The following is a 16,138-nucleotide window of genomic DNA, read 5'->3' as shown; positions in this document are numbered from 1 at the left end:
GTGGAAAGGGGCGAAGAGGGGCTTTTGGGATAGGCCGTCCGGGGTATTCCCCGGGCGGCCCGTCCACTCCGGGACTCTCCGTGCCACCTCACCCGGCAGTCGCCGTCAGTCCTTCCCCACCAACGTCAGCAGCGTCGCCTCCGGCGGGCAGGCGAAGCGGACCGGGGTGTAGCGGTTCGTGCCGCAGCCCGCGGAGACGTGGAGGTAGGCGGTGCGGCCCTCCGCCGTGTGCGTGGACAGGCCCTTCACGCGGTCCGTGTCCAGGTCGCAGTTGGTGACCAGCGCCCCGTAGAACGGGATGCACAGCTGCCCGCCGTGCGTGTGGCCGGCCAGGATCAGCGGGTAGTCGTCCGCCGCGAAGGAGTCCAGCACCCGCAGGTAGGGCGCATGGACCACGCCCATCGAGAAGTCGGCCGAGCCGGAGGGGCCGCCGGACACCCGGGCGTAGCGGTCCCGCTTGATGTGCGGGTCGTCCAGGCCCGTCATCTCCACCGAGACCCCGTCGATCTTCAGCGTCCCGCGCGTGTTGGTCAGGTTCAGCCAGCCGGCCGCGTCGAAGGCGTCACGGAGGTCCTCCCAGGGGTTGTGGACCACGCCGACGGCGGGCGGGTTGCCGTTCAGACCGTGCTTGCCGTGGACCTTCTCGACCAGGTAGCGGGCGGGGTTGCGCAGCCGCGGGCCGTAGTAGTCGTTGGAGCCGAAGACGTACGCCCCCGGGAACTCCATCAGCGGGCCCAGCGCGTCCAGGGCCTCGGGCACGCCCTCGGGATCGGAGAGGTTGTCGCCCGTGTTGATCACGAAGTCGGGGCGCAGGCCGGCCAGGGAGCGCAGCCAGCGCTGCTTCTTGCGCTGGCCGGAGACCATGTGGATGTCGGAGACCTGCAGCACGCGCAGGGGGCGCATCCCGGACGGCAGGACCGGGATCGTCACCCGTCGCAGACGGAAGGAGCGGGCCTCGAAGCCCGCCGCGTACACCAGACCGGCGGCGCCAGCCGCCGCGATCGACAGGGGGACCTTGTATCGCGCGCGCATGCGGACATCGTGTCAGATGCGCCCACCCCGCCGCGCCGGCCTGTGGACAACCTTCCGCCCGGGCAACCCGAACACCCCGCGGGAGCCGGGCTGGGGGCGCCGTTTTAATCAACGGGCGTCGCGCCTGCCGCACCTGCGACAATCACTCCCATGACCACGCTCAAGTCGAAGCTGCAGGAAGACCTCAACGCCGCGATCAAGGAGCGCGACGAGCTGCGCTCCTCGACGCTCCGGCTGACGCTCGCCGCGATCACCAAGGAGGAGGTCGCGGGCAAGGAGAAGCGCGAGCTCTCCGACGACGAGGTGCAGAAGGTGATCACCCGGGAGGCGAAGAAGCGCCGGGAGGCCGCCGAGGCCTTCGCCCAGGGCGGTCGCGCCGAGCAGGCGGAGCGGGAGAAGGCGGAGGGCGAGGTCCTCGCCGCCTACCTGCCCAAGCAGCTGTCCGACGACGAGCTGGAGGCGATCGTCTCCCAGGCCGTGACGGAGGCCAAGGCCGCCGGTGCCGAGGGCCCGCGGGCCATGGGCGCCGTCATGAAGATCGTGAACCCGAAGGTGGCCGGCCAGGCCGAGGGCGGCCGCGTCGCCGCCGCAGTGAAGAAGCACCTCGCGGGCTGACCCCGGCCTCTGCCACCTGCCCGCTTTTCCGCGTCACGACGACGGGGGCGCCCCTCGCGCAAGGGGCGCCCCCGTCGTCGTGTCAACCGACGCTCCGGTCGTATACCGGCTGACGGTCCCGTCTCCGTATCCCCCGCCGGTACCCCTCGCCGTTTCACCGCCGGCGGCGAGGGGGGACCGGTCACGGTCCGTTGCCGCCGTGGCCGCGGCCGTTGTTGCCGCCGTTGCCCTGGCCCTGGAACAAGCCGTCCGGGAGGGTGAAGGACGGCAGCGGGAAGGGGAGACCGTCGTTGCCGCCGTTGGTCTGGCCGCCGCCGTTGTTGCCGTCGTCACGGCCGTTGCCGTCACCCTTGTCGGTGGGCTTGTCGCCGCCCGGGATGTCGACGAGCGTGAAGTCGGGGGCGGGCCTGCCCTGCAGCGCCCCGGACATCATGTCCTTCCAGATCGGGCCCGGCACCTCGCCGCCGTAGACCTTGTCGTGCCAGACGCCGCCGATGGAGATCTGCTGCATCTTGCGCTTGTGCGCCGGGTCGCCGACCCACACCGCGCCCGCCATGTTCGGCGTGTAGCCCACGAACCAGGCCGCGAACCGCTCGTCCGTCGTACCGGTCTTGCCCGCGCTCGGTCGGCTGCCGAGGCCCGCCTGCTTGCCGGTGCCGTCCTCGACGACGCCGCGCAGCAGCGTGTTGACCGTGTCGGCGGTCTTCTCGGACATCGCCCGCGAGCAGGTCGACTTCGGCACCGGGAGCGACTTCGTCTGGTCGCCGACCCGCTGCGCGATCGACTCGATGGCGACCGGCGTGCAGTACATCCCGCGCGAGGCGAAGGTCGCGTAGGCGTTCGCCATGGTCAGCGGGGACACCTCCTGGGTGCCCAGCGCGATGGAGGGGCGCTCCTCCAGCTTCTTGCCGTCGGCCCGCTGGACGCCCATCCGCTGCGCCATCTCGGTGACCGGGCAGATGCCGATCTCGCTGATCATCTGCACGAAGTAGGTGTTGACGGACTTCGCCGTCGCCTCCTTCATCGCGTACGGGCCGGACTCCGACTCGTTCTCGTTGGTGAGTCGGACGTTGCTCTCGTCCCACTTCCTGCCGTCACAGGCCGCGACCGGGTGCGGGTAGTCCATCGAGTACGGCGAGGGGTACGTCTTCGTGGCGGGCATGCCGCCCTCCAGCGCCGCGGCCGCCACGATCGGCTTGAACGTCGAGCCGGACTGGTAGCCCGCGCCGCCGCCCATCCGCTGGTTGACCGAGAGGTTGATCTGCGTCTCGTTCTTCCCGAAGCCGTACGGCCGTGACTGGCCCATCGCGAGGATCTTGCCGGTGCCGGGCTGGACGACCGACGCCGCCGTCGCCACGTCGTCGCTCTTGTTCACATGCCGGCGCACCGAGTCCTGCAGCGACTCCTGGGCCTGCGGGTCGAGGGTGGTGTGGATGGTCAGGCCGCCCTGGTTCCAGAGCTTCGCCCGCTCCGCGCGCGTCTTGCCGAAGGTTCGGTCGGTCAGGAAGACCTCGCGGACGTAGTCGCAGAAGAAGCCGGCGCCCTTGGCCGCCGTGATGCAGCCGTTCTTGGGCCGGCTGACCTTCAGGCCGAGCGGGGCCGTCTTGGCGCGGTCCGCCTCGGCCTGCGAGACGTCGCCGACCTCGGCCATGCGCTGCAGCACGATGTTGCGCCGCTTGGTGGCCTCCGCCTCGTCGTTCACCGGGTCGTAGCGGCTCGGCGACTGGACGATGCCGGCCAGCAGGGCCGACTCCTGGAGGTTGAGGTCCTTGGCGGACTTGGAGAAGTACCGCTGGGAGGCCGCCTCGACGCCGTAGGCCTGCTCACCGAAGAACGTGATGTTCAGGTAGTTCTCGAGGATCTTCTTCTTGCCCAGCTCCTCCTCGACCTGGATCGCGAACTTCAGTTCCTTGATCTTGCGGCCGAGGGTCTGCTGGGTGGCCTCCGCGACCTTCGTCGGGTCGTCGCCGGCCTCCTCCACGAAGACGTTCTTCACGTACTGCTGGGTGAGCGTGGACGCGCCCTGGGCGACGCCGCCGCTCTGCGCGTTCTTGTTCAGCGCGCGCAGCACACCCTTCAGGTCGATCGCTCCGTGCTGGTAGAAGCGCGAGTCCTCGATCGCGACGATCGCCTTCTGCATGTACGGCGAGATGTCCTTCAGGGCCACCACCGTGCGGTCACGGGAGTAGACCGTGGCGATCTGGCCGCCGTCGGCGTCGAGGATGGCGGTGCGCTGGCTCAGCGGCGGGGTCTTCAGGCTGACCGGGAGCTCGTCGAAGCTCTCCACCGAGCCCTTGGCGGCCAGGCCGAGCGCGCCGACCGCGGGCAGCGCGATACCGGCCAGCACCGCTCCGGCGAGCACACTGACCCCGAGGAACTTGGCGGCCTGCTGCGTGGGCGACAGGCCACCGCCCGAGCGCTTCTTTGGCATGAGGGCAGCCTACGTTCTCATTCGCCGGACACGCGTATATGCCTTGGCCTAAGCTGCTCTCAACTGTCACAGCAGTGCGGCCATGTATCAATACGTCCGGCGGTCCCGCATCGTTCCGGAGGCTTCCTGTTCGCAGACGTTTTCTGCGGTGGCGGCGTGTCCGAATCCGCCTCGTGTGTCACGCTGCGCCCCATGTGGCGAGCCGGATCTGTCCCGCTTTGCCGGGAGAGCCGTGTATGTCGTCGGCTCACTCGCCCGGGTGATCTGCCGCTTCCCCATAGTCCGTTCGGGCCATTCAAGATTGGGCCCGCTGGGGGTGTTGCGCTGTGCCCACCTTCCGTAACGTCCTCAACTGGCGGCGGTGAATATGCCGCTGCCGCCGTGGGGGAGCCTCGATTCGGGAGAGGACGGCGCCGGTATGGGCTGGGTAACCGACTGGAGTGCGCAGGCGGCCTGCCGCACTACCGATCCGGATGAACTGTTCGTTCAGGGAGCAGCGCAGAACAGAGCCAAGGCGGTGTGCACCGGATGTCCGGTACGCACCGAATGTCTGGCCGACGCGCTCGACAACCGCGTCGAGTTCGGCGTGTGGGGAGGCATGACGGAACGGGAGCGCCGCGCGCTGCTGCGCCGGCGACCGACCGTCACCTCCTGGCGCCGGCTGCTGGAAACCGCGCGCACGGAGTACGAACGCGGCGCGGGCATCCTGCCACTCGACGACGAGCAGGTGTACGCGGCGGTGAGCTGACAGGCACCGCGCGCAGGCGCAGGGTACGGCGTCTTCGGCCGACGGTGAGCATGCTCTCGCCGTCCGCGCTGACGTGCTGGTACGCCGACGTGCTGATACGCCGACGTGTTGCCGGTTGTCGCGCTACGGCAGTTCCGGCCGGTTGGTCGCGAGTCGCGTTCCGATGTCCCGCAGCCCCGCGAGGTCGTGCACATCGCCGGGCAGCGCGGCCACTTCGGTCACCGCGACCTCGGGGTGGAGCGCGGTGAAGCGGTCGCGTGTGCGCTGCTCGCGGGAGAGCAGCTGCATCCGCTCGGCGTGCAGTCGCAACAGATCCGCGGTGAGTTGATCGACGTTCCGGATGCCGTCCTCGGCGGGCGGGGGAGCCTCGTCCTCGGTGCCGTCAGGGTTCTCGGTGACCTCGGCGTGTGTGGTGCCGTCGGAGTTCTCGGTGCCTTCGGCGCTTGTCGATACGGAACTTCCGTACGTGTCGGGAGAGTTACGAAGTCCAGCTTTCCCGTCCCCCTGATCCACAATGCCGGCTTCCTCAAGATTTTCCGCAGCGGCAAGCGCCCGCTCGGCCGAGAGCTGGGCGGCGCCGCTGCCGTGGACGCGGTTGAGCACCAGGCCGGCGAGCGGCATCTTCTCCGCCGCCAGCCGCTGCACGAAGTACGCGGCCTCGCGCAACGCGTCCCGCTCCGGGGCCGCCACCACCAGGAACGCCGTCCCCGGCGCCTGGAGCAGCTTGTACGTCGCGTCCGCGCGCGTGCGGAACCCGCCGAACGTCGTGTCCATGGCCGCCACGAACGTCTGGACGTCCTTGAGCAGCTGACCGCCGAGCAGCTTGCCGAGCGTGCCGGTCATCATCGACATGCCGACATTCAGGAACTTCATCCCGGCCCGGCCGCCCAGCTTCGCCGGCGCCGTCAGCAGCCGGATCAGCCGGCCGTCCAGGAACGAGCCCAGCCGCTTGGGCGCGTCCAGGAAGTCCAGCGCGGAGCGGGACGGCGGGGTGTCGACCACGATCAGGTCCCACTCGTCCCGGGCCCGCAGCTGGCCCAGCTTCTCCATCGCCATGTACTCCTGCGTGCCCGCGAAGCCCGCCGAGAGCGACTGGTAGAAGGGGTTGTTCAAGATCGCGGCCGCCCGGTCGCCGTCCGCGTGCGCCTCGACGATCTCGTCGAAGGTGCGCTTCATGTCGAGCATCATCGCGTGCAGCTCGCCGCCGGCGGACTCCTCGATGCCCTTGACCCGGCGAGGGACGTTGTCCAGCGAGTCGATGCCCATGGACTGCGCGAGCCGCTTGGCGGGGTCGATGGTGAGCACGACCACCTTGCGGCCGCGCTCGGCGGCGCGCAGGCCGAGCGCCGCCGCGGTCGTCGTCTTCCCGACGCCGCCGGAGCCGCAGCACACCACGATGCGCGTCTTCGGGTCGTCGAGGATCGGGTCCACGTCGAGCACACGCGCGGGCGAGAGCCCGCGGGCGCCCTCCGACGCGCGGGCCCCCTCCGAGGCGTGGGCCGGGTCCGGGCTCATGCGATCCCCTGCTTCCGCAGTTCGGTGGCGAGTTGGTACAGGCCCGCCAGGTCCATGCCCTCGGCGAGCAGCGGCAGCTCGTGCAGCGGCAGGCCGAGCTCGCCCAGCACGGCCCGCTGCTCCTGCTCCAGCGCGTGCCGCTCGGCGTACTCCTCGGCCTGCTCCAGCAGCGGGCCCACCAGCCGATCGGCGTGCCCGCCGCGGCGCGCCCCGCCGAGGCCGGCCGCGGACAGCGACTGCGCGAGGGCCGCGCGCGGCGTGGTCCGTACGAGGTCCAGCTCGGTCCCGTCCAGCAGCCCGGGCCGCACCATGTTCACGATGATCCGGCCCACCGGCAGCCTCGCCGACCGCAGCTCGGCGATGCCGTCCGCGGTCTCCTGGACCGGCATCTCCTCCAGCAGGGTGACCAGGTGCACGGCGGTCTCCGCCGACTTCAGCACGCGCATCACGGCCTGCGCCTGATTGTGTATCGGGCCGATCTTGGCGAGGCCGGCGACCTCGTCGTTGACGTTCAGGAACCGGGTGATGCGGCCGGTGGGCGGCGCGTCCATCACGACGTAGTCGTAGACGAACCGCCCCGACTTCTCCTTGCGGCGCACCGCCTCGCACGCCTTGCCGGTCAGGAGCACGTCCCTGAGGCCGGGCGCGATGGTGGTGGCGAAGTCGATCGCGCCGAGCTTCTTCAGGGCGCGGCCGGCACTGCCGAGCTTGTAGAACATCTGGAGGTAGTCCAGCAGCGCCAGTTCGGGGTCGATGGCCAGCGCGAACACCTCCCCGCCCCCGGGGGCTACGGCGATCTTGCGTTCCTCATAGGGCAACGCCTCCGTCTCGAAGAGTTGCGCGACGCCTTGCCGGCCCTCGACCTCGACGAGAAGCGTCCGCTTCCCCTCCGTCGCGAGGGCCAGCGCGAGGGCCGCGGCGACCGTCGTCTTTCCGGTCCCGCCCTTGCCGCTGACGACCTGGAGCCTGCTCACGTCTTCGAGCGTAACCAGTCCGCGTCCGCGTCAACCCGCAGGCTGTGGACAACGGGGTGGCGACGAGTGCGCCAGGTTGTGGAAAACCGGGGTCACGAGACGTCACGGGGGCAGGTCGAAGGGGCGGTGCGGCGCAGCGGCTACAGTCCCCCCATGACCAAGTGGGAATACGCAACCGTGCCGCTGCTCGTCCATGCCACGAAGCAGATTCTGGACACCTGGGGCGAGGACGGCTGGGAGCTCGTCCAGGTCGTGCCCGGCCCGAACAACCCCGAGCAGCTGGTGGCCTACCTGAAGCGGGAGAAGCAGGCATGAGCGCCGTCGAGGAGAAGCTCGCCGAGCTGGGGCTGACCCTGCCGGAGGTCGTGCCGCCGCTCGCCGCCTACCAGCCGGCCGTGCAGTCCGGCCCGTACGTGTACACCGCGGGTCAGCTGCCCATGGTCGAGGGCAAGCTGCCCGTCACCGGCAAGGTGGGCGCCGAGGTCACCGCCGAGGAGGCCAAGGACCTGGCCCGCACGTGCGCCCTCAACGCCCTGGCCGCCGTGAAGTCGGTCGCGGGCGACCTGGACCGCATCGCGCGCGTCGTGAAGGTCGTCGGCTTCGTCGCCTCGGCGTCCGACTTCACCGGCCAGCCGGGTGTGGTCAACGGCGCGAGCGAGCTGCTCGGCGAGGTCCTGGGTGACAAGGGCGTGCACGCGCGCAGCGCGGTCGGCGTGGCGGTGCTGCCGCTGGACGCACCGGTCGAGGTGGAGATCCAGGTCGAGCTGGCCCCCTGAGCCACCGCATCGGATCACCTCTCGAACATTCGCTCACCACGGGATAGCCTCCGGCCATGGCGAATGGGCAGTGGTTTCCCCCGGACTGGCCGGACCGCATCCGCGCACTCGCGGACGGCACCCTCACTCCGGTCGCGCCCAAGCGCGCGGCGACCGTCATGCTGCTGAGGGACGCCGACGGCGGCCCGGCCGTCCACATGCTGCGCAGACGCGCCTCCATGGCCTTCGCCGGAGGCGCGTACGCCTACCCCGGCGGCGGCGTCGACCCGCGCGACGACGACGCCCTGGTCCGCTGGGCGGGCCCCACGCGCGCGTGGTGGGCGAAGCGGCTCGGTGTGGACGACGAGCCGGCGGCCCAGGCGGTCGTCTGCGCCGCCGTGCGCGAGACGTACGAGGAGGCGGGCGTCCTGCTCGCGGGCCCCACGCCCGAGTCGGTCGTCGGCGACACCACGGGCGACGACTGGGAGGCCGACCGCGCCGCCCTGGTCGCCCGTGACCTGTCCTTCGCCGAGTTCCTCGACCGCCGCGGCCTGGTGCTGCGCTCGGATCTGCTGGGCGCCTGGACCCGCTGGATCACCCCCGCATTCGAACCCCGCCGCTACGACACCTGGTTCTTCGTCGCCGCCCTGCCGGCCGGCCAGCGCACCCGCAACGCCTCCACCGAGGCCGACCGGACGGTGTGGATCCGCCCGGCCGACGCGGCGGCGTCGTACGACAAGGGCGAGCTGCTGATGATGCCGCCCACCATCGCGACCCTGCGTCAGCTCGCGCCGTACGCGAGCGCCGCCGAGGCGCTGGCCGCGGCGCCCGGCCGTGACATGACGCCCGTGCTGGCCCAGGCCCGGCTGGAGGACGGCGAGGTGGTGCTGACCTGGCCGGGCCACGACGAATTCACCAAGCACGTACCGACGCATCCGAGCGGTGGAGCCTGAGCATGACCGACGCCAGCACCCTTCCCGGCCAGCCGCGCGGCGCGGTCCGCACCGGCCCGGCGACAGCGCGCGCGGTCAACGTCCTCGCGCCCAACGCCTCCGCGATGACCCTGGACGGCACCAACACCTGGATCGTCTCCGAGCCGGACTCCGATCTGGCCGTCGTGATCGACCCCGGCCCGCTGCACGAGGGTCACCTGCGGGCGGTCGTCGACACCGCCGAGCAGGTCGGCAAACGCGTCGCCCTCACCCTGCTCACGCACGGCCACCCGGACCACGCCGAGGGCGCCGCCCGCTTCGCCGAGATCACCGGCACGCGCGTGCGGGCCCTCGACCCGGCGCTGCGGCTCGGCGACGAGGGCCTGGCCGCCGGGAACGTGATCACGGTCGGCGGGCTGGAGCTGCGCGTCGTCCCCACGCCCGGGCACACGGCGGACTCCCTGTGCTTCCACCTGCCGGCCGACCGGGCGGTCCTCACCGGTGACACGATCCTCGGCCGCGGTACGACCGTCGTCGCGCACCCCGACGGGCGCCTCGGCGACTACCTCGACTCGCTGCGCCGGCTGCGCTCGCTGACCGTCGACGACGGCGTGCACACGGTTCTGCCCGGCCACGGGCCCGTCCTGGAGGACGCCCAGGGCGCCGTCGAGTACTACCTCGCCCACCGCGCCCACCGCCTCGCCCAGGTCGAGACGGCGGTCGAGGACGGCTACCGCAGCCCGGCGGAGGTCGTCGCGCACGTGTACGCCGACGTCGACCGCTCCCTGTGGCCGGCGGCGGAGCTGTCGGTACGGGCCCAGCTGGACTACCTCAGCGAGCACGGGCTGATCTAGGCCGACGCGCGCGTGCTCTTCGTGTCGTGCACGCGCGTGTACTCCTGCGCGAGCCGGGGCCCGAGGCCGTCGAAGTAACGCCGTGGAACGGCCCTGCCCGCCACCGGGTCGTGGCCGTACCGGGCGGCCTCGCGCAGCCGCCCGGCGCGCGCGGGGCAGTACCCGGCGCACACCTCGGCCATCTCGTGCAGGTCGCTGCGGCCAGACGCGTGCGGCGCCGCGCGGGAGCGACTCATAGACGTACGCGCCGTGCAGCCGTGGCCCGCACAGGGCGGGCAGCCGCTCTCGGGCGGCTGCCACGACCGGGCGGAACGGGGGCTCCGGCTGCCCTATGTCGCCGCGCCCGGGGTCAGCGCGAGCGCTTCGCGAGGCGCTCCACGTCCAGCAGGATCACGGCGCGCGCCTCCAGGCGCAGCCAGCCGCGCCCGGCGAAGTCGGCGAGCGCCTTGTTCACCGTCTCGCGGGACGCGCCCACGAGCTGTGCCAGCTCCTCCTGCGTGAGGTCGTGGACGACGTGGATGCCCTCCTCCGACTGCACGCCGAAGCGGCGGGACAGGTCAAGCAGGGCACGCGCGACACGGCCGGGCACGTCGGAGAAGACCAGGTCGGACATGGCGTCGTTGGTCTTGCGCAGGCGCCGGGCGACGGCGCGCAGCAGCGCGGAGGCCACCTCGGGGCGGGCGTTCAGCCAGGGCTGGAGGTCGCCGTGGCCCAGGCCCAGCAACTTGACCTCGGTCAGCGCGGTCGCCGTGGCCGTACGGGGGCCCGGGTCGAACAGGGACAGCTCACCGATCAGCTCGCCGGGGCCGACCACCGCGAGCATGTTCTCGCGCCCGTCGGGGGACGTGCGGTGCAGCTTCACCTTGCCCTCGGTGACGACGTACAGCCGGTCACCGGGGTCACCCTCGTGGAACAGGGAGTCGCCGCGTGCGAGGGTCACCTCCGTCATGGAGGCGCGGAGCTCCGCGGCCTGCTCGTCGTCGAGCGCCGCGAAGAGCGGGTTGCGCCGCAGAACGTCGTCCACGAGTTCTCTCCTATTCGACCTGCTCAGGGGATCTTGTTCCCCCGGTGTACCAGGGGTCCGTGGTGCCCATTTTGCCGGACGGTCCAAACAGTGTGATCTGTCACAAGGATGCCGTACACCTGTCCCGGGGTACGCGGCAGGGGGCCAATTGGAGGCCGATCTTCGCGGTCCGGGGCGGATGTCGGTGCCGGGCTCTAGGCTGGCCGAGTGTCCAAATCGCCGGTGAGAGCGCAGGCCAAGGGGGCTGGGCGGGTGGTTGTACGTCGCGATTCCGCTGTGGGCGAACAAAGCTCGGACGGTGCTGAAAATGCGACAAACGCCACACTCGGGGCGGTGGGGGAGAAGGCGGCGGACAGGAAGGGCGTGAGGAAGACGGCAGCGGCAAAGAAGGCGGCGAAGGAGTCGGCGACGGCGAAGGAGCCGACGGCGGCCAAGAAAGCGCCCGCGAAGAAGACGGCTGCCGCCAAGAAGGCAGCGCCCGCGAAGAAGACATCGGCGGCCAAGAAGGCTCCCGCCGCGAAGAAGGCCGCCGTCAAGAAGGCTCCCGCCCTGAAGAAGGCGATCGTCGCCCCCAAGAAGGCCACCGCCGCCGTCAAGGGCGTCCCTGCGGCGCAGCCGATCACGGAGACGACGCCGTCGGGCGAGTCCCGAACCGCCCTCGTCCGCCGCGCCCGCCGGATCAACCGCGAGCTCGCCGAGGTCTACCCCTACGCCCACCCCGAACTGGACTTCACCAACCCGTTCCAACTGCTGGTCGCGACCGTCCTGTCCGCCCAGACCACCGACCTGAGGGTCAATCAGACGACCCCGGCGCTCTTCGCCAAGTACCCCGCCCCCGAGGACCTCGCCGCGGCCAACCCCGAGGAGGTCGAGGAGATCCTGCGCCCCTGCGGCTTCTTCCGGGCCAAGACCAGGTCGGTGATAGGGCTGTCGCGGGCGCTGGCGGAGGAGTTCGGCGGTGAGGTCCCCGGCCGGCTGGAGGACCTCGTCAAGCTGCCCGGCGTCGGCCGCAAGACCGCGTTCGTCGTGCTGGGGAACGCGTTCGGCCGGCCCGGCATCACCGTGGACACCCACTTCCAGCGGCTGGTGCGGCGCTGGAAGTGGACCGAGGAGACCGACCCGGACAAGATCGAGGCCGCGGTCGGCGCGCTGTTCCCGAAGAGTGAGTGGACGGATCTGTCGCACCATGTGATCTGGCACGGCCGCCGCATCTGCCACGCCCGCAAGCCCGCGTGCGGCGCCTGCCCCATCGCCCCGCTGTGCCCGGCGTACGGCGAGGGCGAGACCGATCCGGAGAAGGCGAAGAAGCTGCTGAAGTACGAAAAAGGCGGCTTCCCCGGCCAGCGGCTCAACCCGCCGCAGGCCTATCTCGACGCGGGCGGCAAGCCGGCCCCGCCGCTGGGGGCCGGGGGCTGAGGTCCGATGACGGAACGGTCCCGGTGCCGGGCGGAACGATCTCGGTGTCGCCGGACGTTGGACTGGGCAGGACGACGGGGGTGGCGATGACGCGTGCGAGCAACACACAGGGCGGCCCGGTGACGCTGAGCAAGGACGGGCTGCCGGACTGGCTGGACCCGGTGGTGCGAGCCGCCGAGACGGTCAAGCCGCTGCAGCTCAGCCGCTTCCTGCCGCCCGAGGACGGCGCGGGACGCCAGTCGGCCGTGCTGATCCTGTTCGGCGAGGGCGAGCGCGGCCCCGAGCTGCTGCTGATGGAGCGCGCCGGTTCCCTGAGGTCGCATGCCGGTCAGCCGTCCTTCCCGGGCGGCGCCCTCGACCCCGAGGACGGTGACCCCGCCGGGGACGGTCCGCTGCGGGCGGCGCTGCGCGAGGCCGAGGAGGAGACCGGTCTCGACCCGCGCGGGGTGCAGCTCTTCGGCGTGCTGCCGAAGCTGTACATCCCGGTCAGCTCTTTCGTGGTCACGCCGGTGCTGGGCTGGTGGCGCGAGCCGAGCCCGGTCGGCGTGGTCGACCCGGCCGAGACCGCGCGGGTGTTCACGGTGCCCGTGGCGGATCTCACGAACCCCGCCAACCGCGCCACGACCGTCCACCCCAGCGGCCACCGAGGCCCGGCGTTCCTGGTGGAATCGGCGCTGGTGTGGGGGTTCACAGCCGGTGTGATCGACCGTCTGCTGCACTACTCCGGCTGGGAGATCCCCTGGGACCGCGACCGCCAGGTCCCGCTCGACTGGCGCGCATGACAGGGTGTCTGACGTGAACGTGCTGGACATCCTGTTGCTGGTCGCGGCCGTCTGGTTCGCGGTCGTCGGCTACCGCCAGGGCTTCGTCGTCGGCATCCTGTCGGTGATCGGCTTCCTCGGCGGCGGTCTCGTCGCCGTGTACACCCTGCCGGTCATCTGGGCCGCGCTGACCGACCACGCCGAGGTCAGCACCACGGCGGCGGTCGTCGCGATCGTCGTGGTGATCGTCTGCGCCTCGGTCGGGCAGGCCCTGACCACCCACCTCGGCAACAAGCTGCGCCGGTACATCACCTGGTCCCCGGCCCGCGCCCTGGACGCCACCGGCGGCGCGCTGGTCAACGTCGTGGCAATGCTCCTGGTGGCGTGGCTGATCGGCTCCGCGCTCGCGCAGACCACGCTGCCCACGCTGAGCCGGGAAGTGCGGGGCTCCAAGGTGCTGCTGGGCGTGTCGGAGGCGATGCCCGCGCAGGCCGACACCTGGTTCAAGGACTTCACCTCGGTCCTCGCGCAGAACGGCTTCCCGCAGGTCTTCAGCCCGTTCGCCAACGAGCCGATCAAGGAGGTCCAGCCGCCCGACCCCGCGCTCGTGAACAGCCCGGTCGCGGTGCGCGCCCAGAAGTCCATCGTGAAGGTGATGGGCACCGCGCAGGGCTGCGGCAAGGTCCTGGAGGGCACCGGCTTCGTGTTCGGCGAGCGCCGCGTGATGACCAACGCGCACGTCGTCGGCGGCGTCGACGAGCCCACCGTGCAGATAGGCGGCAAGGGCCGCAAGTACGACGCGACGGTCGTCCTCTACGACTGGCGGCGCGACATCGCCGTACTGGACGTGCCGGACCTGGACGCGCCCGCGCTGCGGTTCTCCTCGCAGGACGCCGCCAGCGGGGACGGCGCGATCGTCGCCGGCTTCCCGGAGAACGGCTCCTACGACGTGCGCGCCGCCCGGGTCCGCGGGCGGATCACGGCCAACGGCCCGGACATCTACCACCGTGGCACCGTCAGCCGTGACGTGTACTCGCTGTACGCGACCGTCCGCCAGGGCAACTCCGGCGGCCCGCTGCTGACGCCCGACGGCAAGGTCTACGGCGTGGTGTTCGCGAAGTCCCTGGACGACGCCGAGACCGGTTACGCGCTCAGCATGGACGAGATCAAGGACGACATCGCCAAGGGGCGTCAGGCGAAGCAGCAGGTCGACAGCGACAGTTGCGCGCTCTGAGGGACACGTGCGCGGGGTTGCGGTCCCGGCGGCCCCCGGGCTGCTCAGTCGCGCGTGTGACGCAGGCGCACGGAGACCCAGCGGGCGCGGCGGCGCAGGATGAGCGAAATGCCCACCCGGGGGTCGTTCCCCGTGAGTTGCGGAGTGCCGCCTCGCTGGTGGGAGCTCAGGGTGCTGCCCGAGCGGCGGTTGCGTGCCACGTCACTGTAGTCGTGCGTCCAGCCCATACCCGGACGTCTGCCCTCTCCCAAGGTCGATAACCGCCCCGCAGGCCCCCAATTGGCCTATGCGGGGGGCAATTGGCCGTTCGAAGCACAGGAGTTCGGAACCCGATACCGGGCGCGGTCATTCCGTCACCGATCGGGTTCGGGGTCCTTCAGCCAATTGACCAGTTCGGTGGAGAATGCGACCGGGTCCTCCTCGTGCGGGAAGTGCCCGAGGCCGTCGAACAGACGCCAGCGGTACGGTGCTTCGACGTACTCGCCGGAGCCGGCCGCGCTGCGGGTGCGCATCACCGGGTCGAGCGAGCCGTGCAGATGCAGCGTCGGCACGCGCACGGGCCGCTTCATCCGCCGGTAGAACTGGACGCCGTCCGGCCGGCCCAGCGAGCGCACCAGCCAGCGGTAGGGCTCCACCGAGCAGTGCGCCGTGGAGGGGATGCACATCGCGCGCTGATACGTCTGCACCGCGTCGTCCTCAGGCAGGCGCGGTCCGGACCAGTCCCGGATCAGGCGCCCGACCAGCGCGCCGCCGTCGGCGGTGAGCTGCCGTTCGGGGATCCATGGCCGCTGGAAGCCCCAGATGTGCGAGCCGGCCCGGGACTGCCGGACGTCGGCGAGCATGGCCGAGCGCCAGCGTCGCGGATGCGGCATGGAGGCCACCACGAGCCGGCGGACCAGCTTGGGGCGCATCACGGCCGCCGTCCAGGCGAGATAGCCGCCCAGGTCGTGGCCGACCAGCGCGGCGTCCGGCTCGCCCAGAGAGCGGATCACGCCGGTGATGTCGAGGGCGAGGTTGGCCGGGTCGTAACCGCGGGGCGTGCGGTCGCTGCCGCCGACGCCTCGCAGGTCCATCGCGACGGCCCGGTACCCGGCGTCGGCCAGCGCGGTCAGCTGGTGCCGCCAGGTCCACCAGAACTGCGGGAAGCCGTGCACCAGCATGACCAGTGGGCCGTCACCGAGTTCCGCGATGTGGAAGCGGGCGCCGTTGGCGGCGACGTCCCGGTGCTTCACTCGTCTGCCGCCGGGGATGTCGATGCGTACGTCCGAGGCGGCCGGCTGCGGCTGGGCCGAGGGGGTGGCGGGGTCCGTCATGAGGATGAGCGTGCCACAGCCTCGATGGCCTCGGGCTTGCGGTCCTCAAGCGCCAGCACCTCGGGACGCGGGTGCGGCTTGGCGTTCTGCAGCACGCCCGCCGTCTCCTTCATGGACGCGGCGACCTTCTGCGGGCCCTTGCTCTTCTTGGCCTTCTTGGCGAAGACGACGCCGATCAGCGCGAGCAGGCCCGCGATCAGGACGTTCGCGGCGAAGGACAGCAGGAAGCACCAGCCGAGGTTCCAGCCGTCCTGGCCGTTGTGGCCGCCGGTCCAGGCGTGGATGCCGTAGGCGAGGGCGAAGTTCAGCATCGGCAGTGAGAACACCAGGACCGCGCCGGCCACGCTGAACGCGCCACCGCTCATCGCGCCCTTCTTGACGTCCTGCTTGAGCTGCGCCTTCGCCAGCGCGATCTCGTCGTGCACCAGCGCCGACATCTCGGTCGTCGCGGAGGCGAACAGCTGGCCGATGCTGCGTTCGGCGCCGACCGGGCTGCCGTCGGGTGCGCTCATCGCGGTCTCCCTCTCTCGCGTT

At 71.2% G+C, this 16,138-nt stretch carries 18 protein-coding genes; 9 read left to right on the top strand and 9 right to left on the bottom strand.

Translation table 11 applies throughout. The features are described from left to right. Window positions 1-105 precede the first annotated feature (105 nt). On the bottom strand, window positions 106-1,032 hold the full coding sequence (locus tag ACF1GV_RS12770; protein WP_363266371.1) for a metallophosphoesterase: 927 nt from the start codon (window positions 1,030-1,032) through the stop codon (window positions 106-108). Between the two features lie 150 nt (window positions 1,033-1,182). On the opposite strand from ACF1GV_RS12770, the gene ACF1GV_RS12765 reads away from it, so the two are divergent. Next, window positions 1,183-1,647, top strand: a complete 465-nt coding sequence (locus tag ACF1GV_RS12765) for a GatB/YqeY domain-containing protein (RefSeq protein ID WP_391679833.1) — start codon at window positions 1,183-1,185, stop codon at window positions 1,645-1,647. A 181-nt stretch (window positions 1,648-1,828) separates the two neighbouring features. On the opposite strand, the gene ACF1GV_RS12760 is transcribed toward ACF1GV_RS12765, so the two are convergent. Continuing rightward, window positions 1,829-4,078, bottom strand: a complete 2,250-nt coding sequence (locus ACF1GV_RS12760) for a transglycosylase domain-containing protein (protein ID WP_391679831.1) — start codon at window positions 4,076-4,078, stop codon at window positions 1,829-1,831. A 418-nt stretch (window positions 4,079-4,496) separates the two neighbouring features. Between ACF1GV_RS12760 and wblA the strand changes: the two genes are divergently transcribed. Further along, window positions 4,497-4,826, top strand: a complete 330-nt coding sequence (wblA, locus tag ACF1GV_RS12755; RefSeq protein WP_361634194.1) for a transcriptional regulator WblA — start codon at window positions 4,497-4,499, stop codon at window positions 4,824-4,826. A 123-nt stretch (window positions 4,827-4,949) separates the two neighbouring features. Here the strand turns inward: wblA and ACF1GV_RS12750 are convergent, their stop codons facing one another. After that, window positions 4,950-6,341, bottom strand: a complete 1,392-nt coding sequence (locus tag ACF1GV_RS12750) for an ArsA family ATPase (protein WP_391679830.1) — start codon at window positions 6,339-6,341, stop codon at window positions 4,950-4,952. Then, window positions 6,338-7,315, bottom strand: coding sequence for an ArsA family ATPase (locus ACF1GV_RS12745; protein ID WP_391679829.1), 978 nt, complete (start codon window positions 7,313-7,315; stop codon window positions 6,338-6,340). Before ACF1GV_RS12745 ends, ACF1GV_RS12750 begins: the two co-directional genes overlap by 4 nt. 153 nt (window positions 7,316-7,468) lie before the next feature. On the opposite strand from ACF1GV_RS12745, the gene ACF1GV_RS12740 reads away from it, so the two are divergent. The 4 genes from ACF1GV_RS12740 to ACF1GV_RS12725 are packed head-to-tail and all read left to right on the top strand — an operon-like array spanning window position 7,469 to window position 9,856. Further along, a complete protein-coding gene (locus ACF1GV_RS12740; protein WP_003975360.1) occupies window positions 7,469-7,630 on the top strand; it encodes a DUF4177 domain-containing protein in 162 nt (53 codons plus the stop codon). Beyond that, a complete protein-coding gene (locus ACF1GV_RS12735) occupies window positions 7,627-8,091 on the top strand; it encodes a RidA family protein (RefSeq protein ID WP_391679827.1) in 465 nt (154 codons plus the stop codon). Before ACF1GV_RS12740 ends, ACF1GV_RS12735 begins: the two co-directional genes overlap by 4 nt. Before the next feature lie 56 nt (window positions 8,092-8,147). After that, window positions 8,148-9,023 (top strand): NUDIX hydrolase, encoded by an 876-nt coding sequence (locus ACF1GV_RS12730; RefSeq protein WP_363266377.1) that lies wholly within the window; start codon window positions 8,148-8,150, stop codon window positions 9,021-9,023. 2 nt (window positions 9,024-9,025) lie between these two features. Next, window positions 9,026-9,856, top strand: coding sequence for an MBL fold metallo-hydrolase (locus ACF1GV_RS12725; RefSeq protein ID WP_391679826.1), 831 nt, complete (start codon window positions 9,026-9,028; stop codon window positions 9,854-9,856). Here ACF1GV_RS12725 and ACF1GV_RS12720 read toward each other — a convergent pair. Together ACF1GV_RS12720 and ACF1GV_RS12715 are read right to left on the bottom strand one after the other, a co-directional pair. Further along, a complete protein-coding gene (locus tag ACF1GV_RS12720) occupies window positions 9,853-10,092 on the bottom strand; it encodes a hypothetical protein (RefSeq protein WP_391679824.1) in 240 nt (79 codons plus the stop codon). The two genes, ACF1GV_RS12725 and ACF1GV_RS12720, sit on opposite strands and share 4 nt — an antisense overlap. Window positions 10,093-10,205: 113 nt before the next feature. After that, window positions 10,206-10,880: a Crp/Fnr family transcriptional regulator gene (locus tag ACF1GV_RS12715; RefSeq protein ID WP_363266380.1), complete on the bottom strand. Its 675-nt coding sequence runs from the start codon at window positions 10,878-10,880 to the stop codon at window positions 10,206-10,208. A 363-nt stretch (window positions 10,881-11,243) separates the two neighbouring features. Here ACF1GV_RS12715 and nth point away from each other — a divergent pair, with 363 nt between their 5' ends. The 3 genes from nth (at window position 11,244) to ACF1GV_RS12700 (ending at window position 14,291) form a co-directional block, all read left to right on the top strand. Beyond that, a complete protein-coding gene (gene nth / locus ACF1GV_RS12710) occupies window positions 11,244-12,296 on the top strand; it encodes an endonuclease III (RefSeq protein WP_391679822.1) in 1,053 nt (350 codons plus the stop codon). Between the two features lie 86 nt (window positions 12,297-12,382). Continuing rightward, entirely contained in the window at window positions 12,383-13,078 is a 696-nt protein-coding gene (locus ACF1GV_RS12705; protein WP_391679820.1) for an NUDIX hydrolase, read from the top strand. 13 nt (window positions 13,079-13,091) lie between these two features. Further along, window positions 13,092-14,291 (top strand): MarP family serine protease, encoded by a 1,200-nt coding sequence (locus ACF1GV_RS12700; protein WP_391679818.1) that lies wholly within the window; start codon window positions 13,092-13,094, stop codon window positions 14,289-14,291. A 44-nt stretch (window positions 14,292-14,335) separates the two neighbouring features. On the opposite strand, the gene ACF1GV_RS12695 is transcribed toward ACF1GV_RS12700, so the two are convergent. From ACF1GV_RS12695 to ACF1GV_RS12685, 3 genes are all read right to left on the bottom strand, one after another. After that, a complete protein-coding gene (locus tag ACF1GV_RS12695; RefSeq protein WP_363266384.1) occupies window positions 14,336-14,518 on the bottom strand; it encodes a hypothetical protein in 183 nt (60 codons plus the stop codon). Window positions 14,519-14,644: 126 nt separating this feature from the next. Beyond that, window positions 14,645-15,604 carry an alpha/beta fold hydrolase gene (locus ACF1GV_RS12690; protein WP_391679816.1) on the bottom strand — a complete coding sequence of 320 codons (960 nt, stop codon included), beginning with the start codon at window positions 15,602-15,604 and terminating at the stop codon, window positions 14,645-14,647. Then, window positions 15,601-16,116 carry a phage holin family protein gene (locus tag ACF1GV_RS12685; RefSeq protein WP_391679814.1) on the bottom strand — a complete coding sequence of 172 codons (516 nt, stop codon included), beginning with the start codon at window positions 16,114-16,116 and terminating at the stop codon, window positions 15,601-15,603. The genes ACF1GV_RS12690 and ACF1GV_RS12685 overlap by 4 nt, the downstream gene beginning before the upstream one ends. Window positions 16,117-16,138 lie beyond the last annotated feature (22 nt).

The organism is Streptomyces sp. NPDC014006 (genome assembly GCF_043088925.1).
GTDB lineage: Bacteria > Actinomycetota > Actinomycetes > Streptomycetales > Streptomycetaceae > Streptomyces.
Note: the sequence above shows the minus strand (reverse complement) of the source record. Positions and strands in the feature narration are given on the sequence as shown.